Raw genomic sequence first — 19,535 nt, forward strand, 5'->3', positions numbered from 1 at the left:
CCGAGACATGGAACAGTTTTTTCAACAACTTTTGAACGGCCTTGCCGTGGGCGGCATCTACGCGCTGGTGGCCCTGGGCTACACCATGGTCTATGGCGTGCTCAAGCTCATCAACTTCGCGCATGGCGACCTGTTCACCATCGGCGCCTATCTGGGCCTGACCCTGCTGGTGAGCTGCAACCTGGCGGGCATGCTGCCGCCGGTGGTGGCCGTGCTGGCGGTCTTCATCATGGTGGGCATCATGGTGGCCATCATCGGCTGCCTGCTGGAGCGCGCCGCCTATCGCCCCCTGCGCAAGGCCGGGCGCCTTTCGGCCGTGGTGTCCGCCCTGGGCGCTTCCATCTTTTTCCAGAACGCCGTCATGCTGGTCTACGGCGCGCGCTTCTACGTTTATCCCGACTGGCTGCGACCGGACTTCACCGTTGACCTTTTCGGCATCGCCGTCCCCGGCGTGCGCCTGATGGTCATCGCGGCCAGCGTTATCCTGATGCTGGCCCTGTGGGCCTTCATCCAGCGCACCCGTATCGGCGCGGCCGTGCGTGCCGTGGCCATCGACCAGGGCGCTGCCCGCCTCATGGGCATCAACGTGGACCGCATCATCTCCCTGGTCTTCTTCATCGGTCCCGGCCTGGGCGGCGCAGCCGGCCTCATGGTGGGCATCTACTACGGCCAGATCGACTTCACCATGGGCTGGTCCTACGGCCTCAAGGCCTTCACCGCCGCCATCCTGGGCGGTATCGGCAACATCCCCGGCGCCATGATCGGCGGCCTGCTGCTGGGCGTCATCGAAGCCCTGGCCGCCGGCTACATCGCCATCGCCTGGAAGGATGCCATCGCCTTCACGGTGCTGATCCTCATCCTGATCATCCGTCCCACGGGCATCCTGGGCGAAAGGACGGCCGACAAGCTATGAACCGCACCATCGTCATCGTCGCGCTGGCGGCGGCCCTGCTGGTCCTGCCGCTGTTCACCAATCCCTACTGGACGGACGTGTGCGTCAGCATCGGCCTGTATGCCCTGCTGGCCCTTTCGCTCAACGTCATCCTGGGACAGGCCGGCATCTTCCACATGGGGCATGCCGCCTTCTTCGCCGTAGGGGCCTACAGCACGGCCATCCTGAACACCATGTACCACTGGCCCATCTTCCTGACCATGCCGGTGGCAGGCTGTGCGGCGGCCCTGTTCGCCCTGGTGGTGGCGCGGCCCATCATCCACCTGCGCGGTGACTATCTGCTCATCGTGACCATCGGTATCGTGGAGATCGTGCGCATCGCGCTCATCAACGACGTGGGCGGTCTGACCGGCGGTTCCAACGGCATCTTCGGCATCAGCCGTCCCGTGTTCTTCGGTTTCCGCATCTTCAAGCCCCTGCATTTCTATTATCTGGTCTGGGGCATGGTGGGCGTCAGCCTGCTGCTGTTCTACGGCCTGTGGCGTTCGCGCATCGGCCGCGCCCTCAACTGCATCAAGGAAGATGACGTGGCCGCCGAAGGCTGCGGCATCAACGTGACCCACTACAAGCTCATGGCCTTCGTGCTGGGCGCGTTCTGGGCCGGTATGGCCGGCACCCTCTATGCCGCCAAGATGACCACCATCGCGCCGGAATCCTTCAACTTCATGGAATCCGTCATCATCTTCGCCGTGGTCATCCTCTCGGGCGGCAGCCAGCTGGGCGTGCTGGTGAGCGCCTTCCTGTTCATCGGCCTGCCCGAGCTGCTGCGCGAGTTCTCCGGTGCGCGCATGCTCATTTTCGGCCTGGCCATGATGCTGATGATGATCTGGCGTCCCCAGGGCCTCATGCCGCCCAAGAGCCGCCGTTACGGCGTGGCGGCGCTGCTGGAGGCCATCAAGGTCCGTGCCTGTGCCGCCGCTGACGGCAACGCGGTCCGCCTGGCGGACGATGCCCGCACTGCCGAGAAGGAAGGAGGCCGCGCATGAGCCTGCTGCAACTGCATGAGATCAGCAAGATCTTCGGTGGCCTGATCGCCATCAACGAGCTGTCCTTCTCGGTGGAGCAGGGCAGCGTGGTGGGCCTCATCGGTCCCAACGGGGCGGGCAAGACCACGGTCTTCAACTGCATCACGGGCAACTACAAGCCCGAACACGGCCGCATCACCTTCGGCGGCCAGGACATCACCGGCAAGCGCCCGCACAATATCGTGGAGATGGGCATTGCCCGTACCTTCCAGAGCATCCGTCTGTTCGGCAAGCTGCCCGCGCTGGAGAACGTGCTGGCGGGCCGTCACTGCCGCCTGAAATCCGGCTTTTTGTCCTCCATGCTGCACACGCCCTGGCAGCGCCGCGAGGAAAAGGCCGCTGTGGAACGCTGCATGGAAGAGCTGGAGTTCGTGGGCCTGGCCGATCATTACGCCGAGGCCGCCAACAGTCTTTCCTACGGCAACCAGCGCCTGCTGGAGATCGCCCGCGCCCTGGCCTCCGACCCCCGGCTGCTGATCCTGGACGAGCCCGCGGGCGGCATGAACGACCAGGAGACCGTGGCCCTGGTGGATACCATCGCGGCCATCCGTGACCGTGGCATCACCGTGCTGCTCATCGAGCACGACATGCGCCTGGTCATGCAGATCTGTGAACACCTTGTGGTGCTGGAAAACGGCACCCTCATCGCCCAGGGCACGCCCGACCATGTCCGCAACCATCCTGCGGTCATCGAGGCCTATCTGGGTTCCGACGATTCCGAGACGTGGTAATATGGCACTGCTGACGCTATCCAACATACATGTCCGTTACGGCAGCGTGGAAGTGCTGCACGGTATCGACCTGCACGTGGACGAAGGGGAGATCGTGACCATCCTGGGCGCCAACGGCGCGGGCAAGAGCACGACCTTGCTGTCCATCAGCGGTCTGGTGCGGCCCTGCGAAGGGGAGATCATCTTTGACGGCAAGCCCCTGCTCAAATACCCCAGCCACGAAGTGGTGAACCTGGGCATCGCCCAGTCGCCCGAAGGCCGCCGGGTCTTCGGCACCATGAGCGTGCTGGAGAACCTGCGCCTGGGGGCCTTCTGCATCCGCGACAAGGAGCGCAGCGAGCGGACCCTGGAGTGGATCTTCGAACTGTTCCCGCGCCTGTTCGAGCGCGAGCAGCAGCTGGCGGGCACGCTTTCGGGCGGCGAGCAGCAGATGCTGGCCATCGGGCGTGCCCTCATGGCCGAGCCGCGTCTGCTTCTGCTGGACGAACCCTCGCTGGGTCTGGCGCCGCTTTTGGTGCGTTCCATCTTCGAGACCGTGCGCGCCATCAACCAGAAGGGCGTCACCGTGCTCCTGGTGGAGCAGAATGCCCGTGCGGCCCTCAAGCTGGCCTCGCGCGGTTATGTGCTGGAAGTGGGCAACGTGGCCATGGAGAACACGGCCGCCAACCTTCTGGCCGACGCCAGCGTGCGCGAAGCCTATCTGGGCGGCTAACCGTCTGCCCGACACATGCGATAAAAAAGAGCCCCTGCCTGATGCGGGGGCTCTTTTGCGTTATGGGCTCAGCAGTGGCGGAAGCCGTACAGCAGGAGCAGGAAAGAATATGCTGCTGGCGGTTCAGTTGGCGGACAGTTTGGGTGCCAGGATGACAGCGGCCCGTGCGGCAGAAGGGCGTCTCGCACGGTGCCCATGATCCGCGCGCTGGACGAGCATGTCCGCCTGCCCTGTGTCCTTTCTTGCTTATTGTTCCTCCCGGTCTGCCATGCAGGTCGGCCGCAACGGGAACATCCCTCCGGCCTTACTTGTCGATCTGGCTTTCCGTAAAGGCGTCCGCACGATGTCCCATGAGGGTGATCCCGCCGTATTCCCATTCGAATTCTTCCAGCTCCTCAGGTGTCAGGCTCACGGCGGCACCGCCGAGAAAGTCGTCGAGATGGGCCGGATTGGTCGTGCCGGGGATGGGAGCGATCCAGGGAGCCTGGGCCAGGAGCCAGGCGATGGCGAACTGGGACATGGTGCAATGCTTGCGCTCGGCCCAGCTACGGATCAGGTGGGGCAGGGGCATGTTGTGCTTCAGGGCCTCCGGAGTGAACTGCGGCAGGGTGGACAGGCGCCCTGTGGTAAAGCGGCTGTTCTCGTCGATGGCGCCGGTCAGGAAACCCCGTCCCAGAGGGCAGTAAGGGACAAGGCCGATGCCCAGTTCCCGCAGGGTGGGGAAGATCTTGGTCTCCGGTTCGCGCCACAGAAGGGAGTATTCGCTCTGCACGGCGCTGACGGGCTGGACGGCATGGGCCCGCCGGATGGAGGCCGCGCTGGCCTCGGACAGACCGAAGTGAAGGACCTTGCCTTCCCGGATGAGGTCTTTCACCGTTCCGGCCACGTCTTCCATGGGGACCTTGGGGTCCACACGATGCTGGTAGAGCAGGTCGATGTGGTCGGTGCGCAGGCGCCGCAGGGAACCTTCCACGGCCCGCCGGATGTGGTCGGGACGGCTGTTGAGGGCCGTGGGCCGGCCTTCTTCGACACCAAAGCCGAATTTGGTGGCGATGATGACCTTGTCGCGCACCGGGGCCAGGGCTTCGCCGACCCATTCCTCACTGGTATAGGGGCCGTAGACCTCGGCCGTATCGAAAAAGGTCACGCCGCTGTCGTATGCCCGCCGGATCAGGGCGATCATGTCCTTTTTGGCATAGGTGCCGCCATAGTAGCCTACCATGGGCAGACAGCCGAGGCCGATGGCAGAGACCTGCAAGGAGCCGAGACGGCGTTGCGGCAGGGAGCGGGGCTGCTGCCTGTTTTTTGTGGCGGATGGGGAGGACAGTGCCGCGGCATGGGCCATGCCGTGCAGGGAGGAGGACAGAAGGGCGGCCGCTCCGGCGGCCAGGCCACCGGCAAGGAAGCGGCGGCGGGCAAGCTGGTTTTCTCTCGTGATCGTATTCATGACGTACCTCCGTCAGCATCTGGCTGTGATCCCTGTATAGGCAGAGCACACGAAGGAAGAAAGAAACGATCTTTGCAATTAGTTGCCTGTTTTTGGCGATGCCGGCAGATCCGGCCGGATGCGGCACGATGCTGTCATTCCACCATCGCCGTTCGTCGGCGATGAGGAGCCGCATCCCGCCAAAGAAAGGTTTTACGGCATGGTGCGTAGAGAAAGGGGCGCTTTTTCCAAAGCGCCCCTTCCCCCATAAAAAAGAAAAATGCCTACTTACCCGCGAACAGGGCCAGGGCCCGCCCGGCGGCCATGCCGCTGGCCCAGGCCCAGTGCAGGTTGTAGCCGCCCAGCAGGCCGGTGACATCAAGCAGCTCGCCCACGATCCAGAGGTTTTCCCGCACCGTGCTTTGCAGGCTGTAGGGATCCACCTGCCGGGTGTCCACACCGCCGCGGCAGGCCTCGGCTTTTTTCAGCCCGGCGAGACCGGCGGGGACGGTACGGAAATCATGGATGCGGGCACAGATCTGCTGCCGGGCGGCGCGGGAAAGTTCGGCTATCTTTCGGCCCGCAGTCTCCGGCGGCAGCAGGGCGTCCACCAGACGCTGGGGCAGCAGGCGGCGCAGCAGTCCGCGCGGTGTCTGCTTGCCCTGGCCGGGGCCGTCCAGCAGGGCGGCCAGATCGCTGCCGGGCAAAAAGTCCAGGGCAACTTCCTGTCCCGGCCGCCAGAACAGGGAGGCCTTGAGGCTGGCCGGGCCGCTGATGCCGTCGTGGGTGAAGAGCAGGTCGTCCTGCCAGACGGGATCCGCGGCCAGCGAAGGGGAAAGTCCGGTCTGCGGCAGGCCGATGCGCACCGGCAGGCTGATGCCCGCCAGATTGTCGTCCAGCCAGCCGGGGGCCATGCGGAAGGGGGCCAGCGCCGGAGCATGCTCCACAAGGTGGTGCCCCAGTGCCTGGGCCAGCCGGAACCCGCTGCCCGTGGCTCCGCATTGCGGCCAGGCGGGACTGCCCAGGGCCAGCACCAGGCGGCGGCAGCGCCAGAGGCCCTGCGAGGTGCCGACCTCGAAGCCCGCACCATCGGGCAGGGGCACCACGTCATGTACGTCGGTCTGGCAGTGGAGGGCACAGCCCTGACGGCGGCAATCCTGCACCAGGGCATCCAGCAAACGTTTGGCCGGGACAGTCAGGAACAGCTGGCCGTGGGCGCGTTCTTCCACGGGCAGGCCCCAGCCATGCACCAGGCGCTCCATGTCCTGCGGGGTGAAGGCATCTAGTGCGGGCTCGCAGAAGGAAGGATCGGCGCAGGCATAGTGATGGGCCGCCAGACGGCGGTTGGTGAAGTTGGCCTTGCCGCCGCCGCTGATGCACAGCTTGCGGCCGGGGGAGGGGGCACGTTCCAGCAGGGCCACGTCCAGGCCGTGGGCCGAGGCTTCGCGGGCGCACATGAGGCCCGCCGCGCCTGCCCCCAGGATGAGGACGTCCGTTTTCCGGGGAGCGGCGTTTGACAGGGCCTTTCTGACAGGTCTAGGATGAAAGTTTGCTTGCATCCCACCGTTCTTACACGAGGCCTGCCGTCATGCCAATACTGCCCAGCCGCTACCGCGCGCCGCTCTGGCTGCGCAATGCCCATGTCAACACCATCTGGTCCGCCAAATGCCGCCGTATGGACTTTCCCGATGCGGCACAGGCCGCCCGCTGCCGAAGGGTACGTCTGGATACGCCGGACGGGGATTTTCTGGATGTGGATGTCTACACGCCCCCGCCGGGCCTGCCGGAACGCGGGGTGGCCATCCTGTCGCACGGTCTGGAAGGCCACAGCCGTCGCCGGTACATCCTGGGACTGGCGCGCGTGCTGCTGGAAGAAGGGTTCCGGGTGCTGGCCTGGAACATGCGCGGCTGCTCCGGCGAGCCCAACCGGACCGACCGCCTGTACCATATGGGCGTGACGGTCGATCTGGCTACGGTGGTGCGTTACGCCGAGCAGTGGGATCTGCCCATCCTGCTGGCCGGGTTCAGCATGGGCGGCAACCAGACCTGCATGTATCTGGCCAGGGAGCAGGTCTCGCCGCTGGTGCGTGCGGCGGCGGTCGTCTCCGTGCCCTGCGATCTGGTGGGCGCGGCCAAAGTCATGGACGGGCCCGGCTGCCGCATCTATTTGCGCTATTTCCTGCGGACCATGTGTCCCAAGGTACGTGAAAAAGCGGCCCGGTTCCCCAATTACCCTTCGGTGGAGGGCATCGAGAAGTTCCGTACCTTCGCGGAATTCGACGGCCGCTTCACCGCGCCCCTCTACGGCTATGCCAGCGCCCAGGATTACTGGCGCGAGAACAGCTCGCTGCCCTGGCTGCCGTCCATCCAGACGCCGCTCTATATGCTGATGGCCAAAGACGATCCCTTCTGCTCGCCTTCCTGCTATCCCGTGGATATGGCGGCCAAAAGCGGGACCCTGCATCTGGAAGTGGCCTCGCACGGCGGGCATGTGGGCTTTGCCCAGCCCGGCAGGGACTATTACAGCGAAGAACGCATACGCGATTTCGTACGCTCACTGTGGTGAGTCGGGGGAGTGGATAGATGGTTTTGAGGGGGAAGGGCCCTTTTTCTGGCGGAAAAAAGGGCCCTTCCCCCTCAAACTCCCCCATCCCCCAAAAACCGCTCGTATGGTCTTTTGACAGTGACGCGTGATGCGGCGGGCAGCCTTTGCTGCCGGTCCCCCGATGTATGGGGAGATGGACGCGGGGAGATCCTTTGAAAGGATGTTTGCGTCAGAGGCGGTGTAGCCGGAGTATGGCCGGGGGAAAGCTGGAAGTTGCCCGGGAAGGGCGATGAGCTGGGCTCTTTGCCTTTTGCCGTACTCTTGGCGGAGCCTTCGTTTTTTCCCTGCAGTGGGGCAGGACGCGTTTTCAAGTAGATATTTTTCCGGACGCGCGGAGGCGTGTTCGCGGCCATACGACCAGCCGTTTTTTTGCACCGTAGGCGGCTTGCGGCCCTAGCTTTTTTATTGTCGTTTTTGTGGTGTGCCGGGGGACTGTGAGCGAAGGGAGACCGTTGCGCATCCGTAGCCTCCATCTTCCTGAATAACGCGCGTTTGGGGAAGGGGTGGGGCTTGGGGAGGGGGAACCCCTTTGTGCGCCAGCCAAAGGGGGTCCTCCTCCCCAAAAAACGACCTATTTGCCGCGGGCCAGCTGGCGGTTGGTGCGGGCCGTGGCCTGGGCGGCCAGCGGGTCATCGGGCCAGGGATGGCGCGGATAGCGGCCGCGCATCTCGGCACGCACCTGCGGGTAGCCGTTGCGCCAGAAGTGGCCGAGGTCACGCGTGATCTGCAGGGGGCGCCCGGCGGGCGAGAGCAGATGCAGGGTCAGCGGCACGCGCCCGTCGGCGATGTGGGGCGTATCCTCGCAGCCGAAGAATTCCTGCAGCTTGGCGGCCACGAAGGGTCCGCCTTCGGCATCATACACGATGGGATGGGATCTGCCGGAAGGGGCCTGCCATTGTGCGGGGGCCAGCTGTTCGAGTCGTCGCGGCAGGGGGTAGGGCAGCAGACAGCGCAGGGCATCGGCCAGCCGGGCAGCGGAGAGCTGGCGCAGGTCGGTGCAGGTGCCCAGATGGGGCGCCAGCCAGTTTTCCAGCTCGTCCAGCAGCCAGGTATCGGAGAGATCGGGCCAGGGATCGCCCCATGTCTGGTGCAGCAGGCGCACACGGGCCAGCCATTGGCGCGCGGGCTCGTCCCAGGGCAGGACACGCAGCCCCTGGTCGCGGATGAAGGCACACAGGGCCAGGGCGCAGGCGTCGCCATCGGGACGGGGCAGCGGGGCATCGTCCAGCAGCAGGGCCCCCAGACGGCGACGGCGGCGGGCATTGACCTGGCCTTCCGGGCTGACGTTCAGGTCTTCGCTTTCGGTGATCTCTGACCGGAAAAGTTTTTCCAGCACGTCCTGCTCCAGCGCTGCGGCCAGACGGATGCGGCCGCGCGTGCCTGCATCCACGGCGGCCACGGCCAGCATGTCCTGCCGGGCCAGACTGTCCGTCAGGGGCAGGACGGCAGCCTTGCCGTTGCGCATGAGGTACTGGGCCATGCCGTTGTTCTCGCCGCTGCGCAGGGCCACCCGCTCGGGATAGGCCAGGGCAACGACCTCGCCCAGATGGGGCAGCTGTTGCCGTGCCGTGCGCAGCAGGGAAGCCCCGGAGGCATCGGAACCGTTGCCGGTGGAGATGTCCGCCAGTCGTGCCATACGTTCCGCCCACTGGCGCAGACGGCGGAAGGCTCCGTGGCCGTCGCCGGGCGCGCAGAAGCGGTCCAGGCGCAGCGCCAGCGAGGCGTCCGCCAGCGGCAGGGGATCGCGCTCATCCAGCAGGGAAGCCACACAGGCGGCCAGAGCGCCGTATCCGTGTTCCCGGGCGCGCAGCAGCAGACAGGCCAGCCGGGGCGGCAGGGGCAGTTTTACCAGCTGCCGGCCCAGGGGCGTGGGCAGCAGTTCCTCCGTGCCGGGCTCGATGGCTCCCAGCCCGGCCAGCTGTTCCCGGGCCACGGCCAGATGGGCCTTGGGGGGCAGGTCCAGCCAGGGCAGGTCTTCGGGCCTGCGTGCGCCCCAGACGGCCAGTTGCAGGCAGAACGGCGCAAGGTCCGCATCCAGGATCTCCGGCCGCTGCTGGGGGCGGAAGCCGTGTTCTTCGGCCTGCTGCCACAGGCGGCAGCAGATGCCGGGCTCCAGACGCCCGGCGCGACCGGCCCGCTGCCGGGCCCCGGCCAGCGAGACGCGCACGGTCTCCAGGCGGGAAAGACCGCTGGCCGGATCAAAACGGCTCTCGCGGGAAAGGCCTGCGTCCACCACCAGGCGGATGCCTTCGATGGTCAGGGAGGTCTCGGCGATGGCCGTGGCCAGGACGACCTTGCGCTCGCCTGCGGTCGCCGGGGCGATGGCCGCATCCTGTTCCTGCGGACTCAGCATCCCGTAAAGAGGGTAGAGGCGGGTATCGGCGGGCAGGCGTCCTTCCAGCAGCTCGGCCACACGGCGGATCTCGCCCGTGCCGGGCAGGAAGGCCAGCAGGCTGCCGGATTCCTGACGCATGAGGGCCGCGATGACATCGGCCATGTGCGGCCACAGGGCCTGGGGGCCGCTGTGGGCCGCGGCGGGCGGCAGCGGCAGATAGCGTTCTTCCACGGGGAACTGGCGGCCCTCGCAGGCGATGACCGGCGCATCCTCCAGCAGGGCGGCCACCTTGTGGCTGTCCAGCGTGGCGGACATGACCAGCAGGCGCAGGTCGGGCCGGAGCACGGCCCGGCTCTCCAGACAGAGGGCCAGCCCCATGTCGGCATGCAGGGAACGCTCGTGGAATTCGTCGAAGATGACGCAGCCCACGCCGGAGAGCTCGGGATCGGCCAGGAGGCGGCGGGTCAGCACCCCTTCGGTGATGATCTCCAGCCGGGTCCGAGCCGAGACGGCGCTTTCCTGCCGCATGCGGTAGCCCACGGTCTGGCCCACGTCCTCGCCCAGCAGGCGGGCGGCGTAACGCGCCAGGGCCCGGGCAGCCACCCGGCGCGGCTCCAGCAGCAGGATCTTCCTGCCCTCCAGCCAGGGGGCCTCCAGCAGCCACAGGGGCACGCGGCTGCTTTTCCCGGCGCCGGGAGGGGCGCTCAGGACGGCATTGCCGTGTTCCAGGGCGCCGGCAAGTTCCGCACGGACGGCATCCACAGGAGCGGAAGGAAGATCGGGGCAACGGTAAGGCCGGGCAGCGGCGGAGGAATCTTTCATGACGGTCGCGCGGAAGGGAAGATGCATCCCTGTTTTTTTACTGGAAATTGATGGCCTGTCAGTGTATTGACAGTGTAAAGGCCATGAACGTGGAGAATATGCATGGAGCTCAAGAGCAACGGAATCATCGGGCAAAGCGCCAGCCTGGCCGGTGTGTTCAAGATCCTGGGCAAAGTGGCGCCCACGGACAGCACTGTGCTTGTAACCGGGGAATCGGGAACAGGCAAGGAATTGCTGGTGCGGGCCCTGCATGCTGCCAGCCCCAGGGCTGACAGACCCTTCGTGCCCGTCAACTGCGGCGCCATCCCCCGTGATCTTCTGGAAAGCGAACTTTTCGGCCATGAAAAGGGAGCCTTCACGCACGCCCTGCGTTCCCGCCCCGGCCGTTTCGAACTGGCGGACGGGGGCACCATCTTCCTGGACGAGATAGGCGAGATGGAGCCCGGCTTGCAGGTCAAGATCCTGCGCGTGCTGCAGGAAAAGGAAATAGAACGCGTGGGCGGCACGGGCTGCCGCAAGGTGGACGTGCGCATCGTGGCGGCCACCAACCGGGATCTGGAAGCCGCCGTGGCCGCGGGCACCTTCCGCGAAGATCTTTATTACCGCCTCAACGTCATCCCCATCCATCTGCCGCCCCTGCGCGAACGGGGGCAGGACGTCCTGCTGCTGGCCCGGCATTTTCTGGGCCGCTTCTGCCGCAAGAAGGAAAGGCCCCCGCTGGAGCTTTCGCCCGTCGTGCAGCGCGTCCTTCTGGCCTATGCCTGGCCTGGTAATGTCCGCGAACTGGAAAACGTCATGGAGCGCCTGAGCGTGCTGGTCGACGGGCATGTCGTGGCCCCGGAGGATCTGCCGGCGCGTCTGCTCCAGAGCGTGGGGGATATTGCCTTGTTGCCGGAAGTGGAGGAATATGCCCCTGAGGCTGACGTCCTTTCCGGTGCCGGGAACGGGGAGCCCGCTGCGGCTGCCTCCAGTCCTTCCTCTGGTTTCGTCTGGCCGGATCTCCAGACTCTGGAGGCCCGGGGGATGGGACTGAAAGAATTCCTGGATGCCGTGGAGATGCACCTGATCGAAGAGGCCCTGCAGCGGACCGACGGAGTGAAGAACCAGGCTGCGGAGCTTTTGGGCATCAAGCGGACGACCCTCATCGAAAAGTTGAAGAAAAAAGGCCTGTAGCCGGAACGCCCGGCGGCTTTTGACTGCGGGCATGCCCGCAGGTTTGCCTGCCCTTGCGGCAGGAGGAGGCTATCATGAACATGAAAATGGCAAGTATCCTTTGTCTGGTCATCATGCTGGCCGGCTGTGTGGCCGGGCAGCAGCGCGGTCTGGTGGGCGATACCTATGTTTCGTCTTCCCAGCCCGCTCTTGCCCTCAAAGCCCGTGACCTGCCCCTGATGGGCAGCATGACGGGTGCCTCGCGCCTGACCAGTTCCGGCGCCATGGGAGGGCTTTTGGTGGACAGCTGGGTCACGGTCTACGGCAAGGGCGACGGCGCGTCGCCTCTGGCCATCGTGGCTCACGGCGAAGTCCCCAACGGCTGGTACTGGGACGGCATCATGCGCCATCCGTTCAGCATCAACGAAGGGGTGGAGACCATCGGCGGCGTGGGCTTCCAGGCCTGCACCTATGTCACCAGCGAAAAGCGTGATGCCTTCCTGCCCCTGGAAGACCCCGAGGGGGCCCGCATCCTCGCGCAGGACGGCCAGCCGCCCCGTCGCTGGCTGGCGCGCATGTTCGCCAACCGCTTCAATTTCGACAGTGACAAGATCGTACTGGAATACCGTGAGCCCCTGCCCGAGGACATCACCTCCATCACGGCCCTGCCTCTGGGGCGCGCCGACTATATCGCCGCATTCGAGCAGCGTGCCCGTGAAGCCTTCATGGTCGAGACCGCGGCTGTCCCTGCTGCAGGCATCATGCCGCAGCGCAACATCGGCGCATTGCAGTGGCGTTACATGGATGAAACGTTCTGGGGAACGGTCTCTCCCTATGACCGTGTGGACTGGCGTTAACCCATCCTGGCGAAAAATATACGATTTTGCGTTTCGTCTTTGTTGACGAAACGCTGTCGTCTATTGTACTCAGTAAAAGTTGTTGAAATTGGCGCAACGAGGGGAATGCAATTCCACTGTTGCAGGCTATACGCATGAGGTACACCATGGATGATTATTTGAAAGAAGCACTGGAAATTGCCAGGGCGCAGGCCAGCGTGCGCGTCATGTCGGAAGAAGAAATCACTTCGTTTATCCAGAAAGTGGCTGCCGGTATCCGTACCGTCGCCGAGGGCGAAATGCCTGTGGAGCTGGATTCCGCCGACATGCAGCAGGATGCCCGCAAGTCCATCAAGGAAAAGTCTGTAACGTGTCTTGAATGCGGCAAGACTTTCAAGATCCTCACCAAGCGCCATCTGGCCATGCACGGCATGGATGCCGCGGCCTATCGCGAAAAGTGGGGCTTCAAGAAAGATACGCCTCTGGTGTGCAAGGCGCTGCAGCGCGAGCGTCGCCGCAAAATGAAAGACATGAAGCTGTGGGAAAAGCGTCGCAAGGCCCAATAGCACAAACACCCGCCGCCCGGCGGGTTTTTTCTTTTACCGGAAGGGCATATGCTGCCTTGGTACAGCATATGCCTTCCGGGGGAGCATGACGCTCCCACCTCTCCGGACAGGCATCGACTCTGTCCCCTTCGTCCCAAGCATTCCCCCAAGGATCCATCGCATGAACCATCCTGTTTTTCCCGTACCCGCCACGCCCGCTGAAGCGGTCCGTCTTCTTGATGCGCCGCTGGAGGCCCTGCTGGACAGCGCCGCTGCCCTGCGCGAGCGGCATCACGGCAAGCGCATCAGCCTGTGCGCCATCATCAATGCCCGCAGCGGCGATTGCGGCATGGACTGCCGTTTCTGTTCCCAGAGCAGCCACAACCACACGCCCATCGCCCATTTCCCCTTTCTGGAGGCCACCGAACTGCGTGAACGCATCCTGCGGCTGGCTGTCTGGCCCGTGCGCCGTATCGGCATCGTGACCAGCGGAGGGGCCCTGGAAGAGCAGGAACTGCATTGCCTGCTGGCTGTGGTGCGTGACCTGCCGGAAGACGTGCGTCGCCGGGTCTGCACCTCGCTGGGGAGGTTGCCGGAAAAACATCTGCGCGAACTGGAACAGGCCGGTGTGCGCCGCTATCATCATAATCTGGAGACATCGCGTGCCTATTATCCCCGCATCTGTTCCACACAGCTCTGGGACCAGCGTCGGGATACGGTGCTGCGTGCGCAGGCAACGGGCCTTTCGGTCTGCGCCGGCGGGCTGTTCGGCCTGGGCGAGAGCTGGGAGGACAGGATGGACTTTGCCTTCAGCCTGCGGGAGCTGGGCGTGCGCCATGTGCCCATGAATTTTCTGCATCCCCATCCGCAGACGCCGCTGGCCGCACAGCCCCTGCTGGAACCGGAGGAGGCCCTGCGCATCATCGCCCTGTTCCGGCACATCCTGCCCGAAGCCAGCCTGCGCATCTGCGGCGGACGGCCCGAGACCTTGCGGGAGCGCCAGGGCGACATGTTCCGGGCCGGGGCCGATGCCCTGATGACCGGTGACTACCTGACCACGCAGGGCATGGGCGTGGAAGAGGACATCCGCATGATCGAAGCCGCGGGGCTGGAGGTGGCACGTCCATGAGTGCAGGAAAGATGACAGCGGGTCTCCCCGGCGACAGGGGCCCCGTACAGGGATTTTTCGTGACCGGCACCGGGACGGACATGGGCAAGACCGCGTTCACGGCGGCCTTGCTGCGGGCCCTGCGTGGCCGGGGCGTGGCGGCCCAGGCCCTCAAGCCCGTCCAGACCGGTGTGCGGCCGGAGCAGCTGGCGACCTCCGCTCTGGCCGACGGCGTGGCCTACGCGCGCGCCGTGGCCGACCTGCCGATCTTGCCCCCGGCGCCTGCGGCGACCCTGCACTGTTTCCGTCTGCCCGCCTCGCCGCATCTGGCGGCAGGGGAAGAAGGGCAGCGCCTGACGGTGGCCGGGCTGGCCGAGGATGTCCGGGCCCACTGGCAGGAGACGGAGACCTCCCTGCTGCTGGTGGAAGGTGCGGGCGGCATGGCTGTCCCCATCAATGAGGAAGAAGACACGCTGGATTTCATGGCGGCCCTGGATCTGCCTGTCCTGCTGGTGGGCAGCAACTGTCTGGGCGCGCTCAACCATGTGTTGCTCTCCCTGCAGGCCCTGCGCCTGAAGGGACTGCGCCCGGCGGCGGTGGTCCTGATGGCGCCGGAAGAGCCGGAAGGCCTGAGCGCCGGGGAACGGCATGACCGGGAACGGGTGCTGGCCGACAATCCTGAATTTTTGCGTCGCCGTCTGGCGGCCTGGGGCGAGGATGCGCCTGTGGTCGTCCTGCCCCGTGTGGCCCGGCTGGATGCGGCGGGCTGGCAGGAGCTGGCCGATGCCTGCGCCGTGCTGCTGCCTGCGCTGTCCCGGCATGTGCCGCCCCTGACAGGACAGGCGGCAGCCGTGGGCAACGAAGAGCCCCTGCCGCTGCGGGACAGGCGCATCCTTTGGCATCCGTACACGTCCGTGGTGGATCCTTTGCCGGTCTTCGCGGCCGCGCGCAGCCACCACAACCGCATCGTGCTGGACGACGGCCGGGAGCTGGTGGACGGCATGTCCTCGTGGTGGACGGCCATCCACGGCTACAACCATCCGCGTCTGGTGGCTGCGGCCCAGCGGCAGGCCGGGAGGATGCCGCATGTGATGTTCGGCGGTCTGACCCATGCGCCTGCCGTGGAGCTGGGCGAACGCCTTTTGACCATGCTGCCGCAGGGCCTGGCGCGCGTCTTTCTGGCGGATTCCGGCTCCGTGTCGGTGGAAGTGGCTTTGAAGATGGCCCTGCAATACCAGCAGGGCATCGGCCAGAAGCAGCGCACCTGCTTCCTCACGCCCCGGGGCGGTTATCACGGCGATACCACCGGCGCCATGTCGGTGTGCGATCCCGTGACCGGAATGCACTGCCTGTTCACGCATATGCTGCCGCGCCAGATCTTCATGGAGCGGCCTTCCTGCCGTTTCGACCAGCCTTTCGATCCGGCCAGCCTGGATGACGCCCGCCGCATCTTCGCGGAGCAGGGCGAGCGCATCGCGGCGGTCATCCTTGAGCCGCTGGTGCAGGGCGCGGGCGGCATGTGGTTCTATCATCCCGACTATTTGCGCGGCATGGCCCGCCTGTGCCGTGAGCACGGGGCCCTGCTGGTCTTCGACGAGATCGCCACGGGCTTTGGCCGTACCGGGACGCTGTTCGCCGCGGAGCGGGCCGGTGTCTGCCCGGACATCCTGTGCTGCGGCAAGGCCCTGACCGGCGGCGTCATGACGCTGGCCGCCACGGCCTGCACGGAAGAAGTGGCCCAGGGCATCTGCCGGGACGGCATGGTCTTCATGCACGGGCCCACGTTCATGGGCAATGCCCTGGCCTGTGCCGTGGCCTGCGCCAGCCTGGACATCCTGGCTGAAGGGCGTTGGCAGGAGCAGGTGGCCATGCTGGAAACGGCCCTGACAGCGGGCCTGGCTCCCTGCCGGGAACTGCCGCAGGTGGAAGATGTGCGTGTGCTGGGCAGCATCGGCGTGATGGAGACCACCCGGCCGGTGAACATGGCCGCCATGCAGGACTTTTTCGTGCGGCGGGGCGTCTGGATACGGCCCTTCAACCGTTTGGTCTATGTGATGCCGCCCTATGTGAGCCCCCGCGAGGACGTGGAGCGCCTCTGCGCGGCCATGCACGATGTGCTGTCCCTGCCCGGCATGCTGGCGTAGGGCAGGGGAGTTCTTGCGAAAACATATCCTGATGATGGCAAAGGCCCCGTCTGCCGATGGCAGGCGGGGCCTTTGCGGAATGACGCGTGGGGAAAGGGCCTGAGGGGCGAGGGGCCCATCTCGTGTACCGGCAATAGGCTCAAGGGGCCGTAGGGGCCGGGCCGTTGCGCCACAGGGAACTGCGGGCATCAAGAGCCGCGCGCCCGGAGGAAAGCTCTCCTTCCCTCAAAAATATCTTTTCCGTTACTTTTTCTCACCTTCGGGGGCGGCCCCCGCACCGGCCAGCAGGCCTATCTGGCCGCGGAAGATGACCTTGGTGGCCGTCTCGTCGGCCAGTTCGGCCACGTCCATGAATTTTTCCAGCAGCTCCAGCAGATAGTAGCGGTCGTTTTCGCAGCCGTCCTTGAAATCGGTCTCCAGCTCGCCGGAGCGCATGTAGTTCTCGAATTCTTCAAGATCTTTCACTGTCAGCATGGTCGTTCTCCTGTAGCCTCCGGAGACGGCGCAGGCCGCAGGCTCCCAGCATGCGGGCCAGGGCCAGTACCGTGTCGATCTCCTCGCGGCTGATATGGTCATAGTGGATGCCCGCGCTGACACATACCGTGGCCTTCAGCGCACGGCAATAGTCCCGGGCCAGCGGCAGGGCGGCCTTGTCGTCGTGGTGCCCTGTACGGCGCAGGACATGCAGGCGCACGCCATCTTCCGTCCCGGAAGAGGCGGTGTCGGACATGACGCCCGGTCGTGACCTGCCCCCGGCGGTGTGGGCGGACATGGCTTCCGGGACGTCCGGGGGCAGGGCGTTTGCGGGCTCGGCCAGGATCACGGCACCGATATGGGCATCACCGCCGGTCAGCAGCAATTGCCAGTCCTGCCCGGCGGGCAGCAGGCGCAGTTCCAGGGCCAGCCGGCCGTGCGTGCAGCGCAAAAGAAAGGGCTGGGATCTTTCCATCCGCAAAGCATGCTGCAGATGGCATGCAAAGGCAAGCCGGAGGCAGGCATTTGCTTGACCCAAAGCCCTGTAAAAGGATAAGTAACAGGCAAACAAAAAAGGAGAAGCCATGGCTCTTGATCCCACCAAGCACCCTGACTGGCAGATCGCCCAGGATGCCGAAAAATCTATGAAAACTGTGGAAACCCTGGCTGCCGAGCTGGGGCTTGAGAAGGACGAGCTGCTGCCTTACGGCCACTACATGGGCAAGATCGAGCAACAGGCGGTGCTGCGCCGTCTGGCTGACAGGCCCAATGGCAAATATGTGGACGTGACCGCCATCACGCCGACCCCGCTGGGCGAAGGCAAGTCCACCACTACCATCGGTCTGGTGCAGGGCCTCTCCAAGCGTGGTGTCAAAACCACGGCGGCCATCCGCCAGCCTTCGGGCGGCCCCACCATGGGCATGAAGGGCTCCGCTGCGGGCGGCGGTCTGGCCCAGTGCATCCCGCTGACCCCGTATTCCCTGAATTTCACCGGCGACATCCACGCCATCACCTCGGCCCACAACCTGGCCATGGTGGCCCTGACCTCGCGCATGCAGCACGAGCGCAACTATGACGACGAAAAGCTGGAACGCCTGTCCGGCATGCGCCGCCTCAACATCGATCCCACCCGCGTGGGCATGGGCTGGGCCATGGACTTCTGCTGTCAGGCCCTGCGCAACGTCATCATCGGCATCGAAGGCGACGGCCGCCGCAACGACGGTTTCATGATGCGTTCGCGCTTCGACATCACGGCCGCCTCGGAGATCATGTCCATCATGTCCCTGGCCCGCGACCTGCCCGACCTGCGCAAGCGTCTGTCGCGCGTGGTGCTGGCTTTTGACCGCGCCGGCAACCCCGTGACCACCGCCGACCTGGAAGTGGACGGCGCCATGATGGCCTGGCTGCTGGAAGCCAGCAAACCCAACCTGATCCAGACCATCGAAGGCCAGCCCGTGCTGGTGCACGCCGGTCCCTTCGGCAACATCGCCCTGGGCCAGAGCTCCATCATCGCCGACCGCGTGGCCCTCAAGCTCAGCGACATCCATGTGACGGAATCCGGCTTCGGTTCCGAGATCGGTTACGAAAAGTTCTGGAACGTCAAGTGTCACATGAGCGGCCTCAAGCCCGATGCCGCCGTCATCGTGGCCACGGTGCGCGCCCTCAAGAACCACGGCGGCGCCCAGCCGCCCATGCCCGGCCGTCCGCTGCCCGAACCCTACACCCGCGAAGACGTGGGCCTGGTGGAAGCCGGCTGCGTGAACCTGCTGCGCCACATCGGCATCGTGCGCCGTTCCGGCGTGTCGCCCGTGGTCTGCATCAACGCCTTTGCCACCGACAGCAAGAACGAGATCGCCGCCATCCGCCGCATCTGTGAAGAAGCCGGTGCGCGCGTGGCCCTGTCCGAGCATTGGCTCAAGGGCGGCGACGGTGCCCTTGAACTGGCCGATGCCGTCATGGACGCCTGCAACGAGCCCAACAACTTCGCTCCCCTGTACGACTGGTCCATGCCCTTCGAGCAGCGCATCGAGACCATCGCCAAGGAAGTCTACGGCGCCGACGGCGTGGAATTCTCCTCGCTGGCCAAGCAGCGCATCAAGGAACTGCAGGCCCGTCCCGACGCCGAAGAACTGGGCATCTGCATGGTCAAGACCCAGTACTCCCTGTCCGACAATCCGGCCCTCAAGGGTGCGCCCACGGGCTGGCGCCTGCATGTGCGCGACTGCCTGTTCTACGGCGGTGCGGGCCTGGTGGTGCCGGTGGCCGGCGACATCAGCCTCATGCCCGGTACGGGTTCGCGTCCTGCCTTCCGCAATGTGGACGTGGATCTGGAATCCGGCCAGGTGACCGGCCTGTTCTAGGCCTTTTCTGACGGCATAACGCTGTGATACGGGGAGACCTTCCTGCCCTCGGGGCCGGGAGGTCTCCTTTTTCATGCCATGCACCGGCGGAGGGGCGGGAGCCGACAGCCCTGCGGACGATCCGTGCCCTCAGGCGGCGGATATTGACATCTTTATCGAAAAAATAGTATTTATTTTCATCTGGCCGTCATTGATGGATGGCCGCAGCGTTCCTGCCTGATTCCAGGGATTTGCGTCACCGTGTTCCTTACCGGGGCAACGTATGTGCAATCATCTGGCGTGGCAGGATTTTTTTATGCCTTCCCCCT

16 protein-coding genes are annotated in these 19,535 nt (G+C 65.3%); 11 read left to right on the top strand and 5 right to left on the bottom strand.

Features of this window, described 5'->3' with window-relative positions; all coding sequences use genetic code 11:
* Window positions 1-7: 7 nt before the first annotated feature.
* The 4 genes from Q4I12_RS08585 to Q4I12_RS08600 are packed head-to-tail and all read left to right on the top strand — an operon-like array spanning window position 8 to window position 3,420.
* A complete protein-coding gene (locus Q4I12_RS08585; protein WP_302261325.1) occupies window positions 8-913 on the top strand; it encodes a branched-chain amino acid ABC transporter permease in 906 nt (301 codons plus the stop codon).
* Complete coding sequence (locus Q4I12_RS08590) at window positions 910-1,938, top strand: branched-chain amino acid ABC transporter permease (RefSeq protein ID WP_297159568.1); 1,029 nt, start codon at window positions 910-912, stop codon at window positions 1,936-1,938. The genes Q4I12_RS08585 and Q4I12_RS08590 overlap by 4 nt, the downstream gene beginning before the upstream one ends.
* Window positions 1,935-2,708: an ABC transporter ATP-binding protein gene (locus Q4I12_RS08595; RefSeq protein WP_204675084.1), complete on the top strand. Its 774-nt coding sequence runs from the start codon at window positions 1,935-1,937 to the stop codon at window positions 2,706-2,708. The genes Q4I12_RS08590 and Q4I12_RS08595 overlap by 4 nt, the downstream gene beginning before the upstream one ends.
* A 1-nt stretch (window position 2,709) precedes the next feature.
* On the top strand, window positions 2,710-3,420 hold the full coding sequence (locus tag Q4I12_RS08600) for an ABC transporter ATP-binding protein (protein WP_302261326.1): 711 nt from the start codon (window positions 2,710-2,712) through the stop codon (window positions 3,418-3,420).
* A 304-nt stretch (window positions 3,421-3,724) separates the two neighbouring features.
* Here Q4I12_RS08600 and Q4I12_RS08605 read toward each other — a convergent pair whose 3' ends face one another.
* Together Q4I12_RS08605 and Q4I12_RS08610 are read right to left on the bottom strand one after the other, a co-directional pair.
* On the bottom strand, window positions 3,725-4,867 hold the full coding sequence (locus tag Q4I12_RS08605; protein WP_302261327.1) for an aldo/keto reductase: 1,143 nt from the start codon (window positions 4,865-4,867) through the stop codon (window positions 3,725-3,727).
* A gap of 263 nt (window positions 4,868-5,130) precedes the next feature.
* Window positions 5,131-6,405, bottom strand: coding sequence for a BaiN/RdsA family NAD(P)/FAD-dependent oxidoreductase (locus tag Q4I12_RS08610; RefSeq protein WP_437438854.1), 1,275 nt, complete (start codon window positions 6,403-6,405; stop codon window positions 5,131-5,133).
* 29 nt (window positions 6,406-6,434) lie between these two features.
* Between Q4I12_RS08610 and Q4I12_RS08615 the strand changes: the two genes are divergently transcribed.
* Window positions 6,435-7,412, top strand: a complete 978-nt coding sequence (locus tag Q4I12_RS08615) for a YheT family hydrolase (RefSeq protein WP_302261328.1) — start codon at window positions 6,435-6,437, stop codon at window positions 7,410-7,412.
* Window positions 7,413-8,022: 610 nt separating this feature from the next.
* Here Q4I12_RS08615 and hrpB read toward each other — a convergent pair.
* Entirely contained in the window at window positions 8,023-10,608 is a 2,586-nt protein-coding gene (gene hrpB / locus Q4I12_RS08620) for an ATP-dependent helicase HrpB (protein WP_302261329.1), read from the bottom strand.
* Between the two features lie 102 nt (window positions 10,609-10,710).
* Here hrpB and Q4I12_RS08625 point away from each other — a divergent pair, with 102 nt between their 5' ends.
* The 5 genes from Q4I12_RS08625 (at window position 10,711) to bioA (ending at window position 16,393) form a co-directional block, all read left to right on the top strand.
* Complete coding sequence (locus Q4I12_RS08625; protein WP_168934586.1) at window positions 10,711-11,781, top strand: sigma-54 interaction domain-containing protein; 1,071 nt, start codon at window positions 10,711-10,713, stop codon at window positions 11,779-11,781.
* Window positions 11,782-11,855: 74 nt separating this feature from the next.
* On the top strand, window positions 11,856-12,617 hold the full coding sequence (locus Q4I12_RS08630; protein WP_302261330.1) for a DUF4851 domain-containing protein: 762 nt from the start codon (window positions 11,856-11,858) through the stop codon (window positions 12,615-12,617).
* Window positions 12,618-12,763: 146 nt separating this feature from the next.
* Complete coding sequence (locus Q4I12_RS08635; RefSeq protein ID WP_040368935.1) at window positions 12,764-13,162, top strand: Ros/MucR family transcriptional regulator; 399 nt, start codon at window positions 12,764-12,766, stop codon at window positions 13,160-13,162.
* Between the two features lie 160 nt (window positions 13,163-13,322).
* The gene (gene bioB / locus Q4I12_RS08640) at window positions 13,323-14,270 is read left to right on the top strand and encodes a biotin synthase BioB (RefSeq protein WP_302261331.1); all 948 of its coding nucleotides are present in this window, start codon (window positions 13,323-13,325) and stop codon (window positions 14,268-14,270) included.
* Window positions 14,267-16,393, top strand: coding sequence for an adenosylmethionine--8-amino-7-oxononanoate transaminase (gene bioA, locus Q4I12_RS08645; protein WP_302261332.1), 2,127 nt, complete (start codon window positions 14,267-14,269; stop codon window positions 16,391-16,393). The genes bioB and bioA overlap by 4 nt, the downstream gene beginning before the upstream one ends.
* A gap of 243 nt (window positions 16,394-16,636) precedes the next feature.
* On the opposite strand, the gene Q4I12_RS08650 is transcribed toward bioA, so the two are convergent.
* Window positions 16,637-16,867: a hypothetical protein gene (locus Q4I12_RS08650; RefSeq protein ID WP_168934582.1), complete on the bottom strand. Its 231-nt coding sequence runs from the start codon at window positions 16,865-16,867 to the stop codon at window positions 16,637-16,639.
* Window positions 16,845-17,342 (bottom strand): prenylated flavin chaperone LpdD, encoded by a 498-nt coding sequence (gene lpdD, locus Q4I12_RS08655; RefSeq protein ID WP_302261333.1) that lies wholly within the window; start codon window positions 17,340-17,342, stop codon window positions 16,845-16,847. Before lpdD ends, Q4I12_RS08650 begins: the two co-directional genes overlap by 23 nt.
* A gap of 109 nt (window positions 17,343-17,451) precedes the next feature.
* Here lpdD and Q4I12_RS08660 point away from each other — a divergent pair, with 109 nt between their 5' ends.
* Entirely contained in the window at window positions 17,452-19,227 is a 1,776-nt protein-coding gene (locus tag Q4I12_RS08660; protein WP_006004036.1) for a formate--tetrahydrofolate ligase, read from the top strand.
* The last annotated feature ends 308 nt before the right edge of the window (window positions 19,228-19,535 follow it).

The organism is Desulfovibrio piger, assembly GCF_951793255.1.
Taxonomy (GTDB): Bacteria; Desulfobacterota; Desulfovibrionia; order Desulfovibrionales; family Desulfovibrionaceae; genus Desulfovibrio.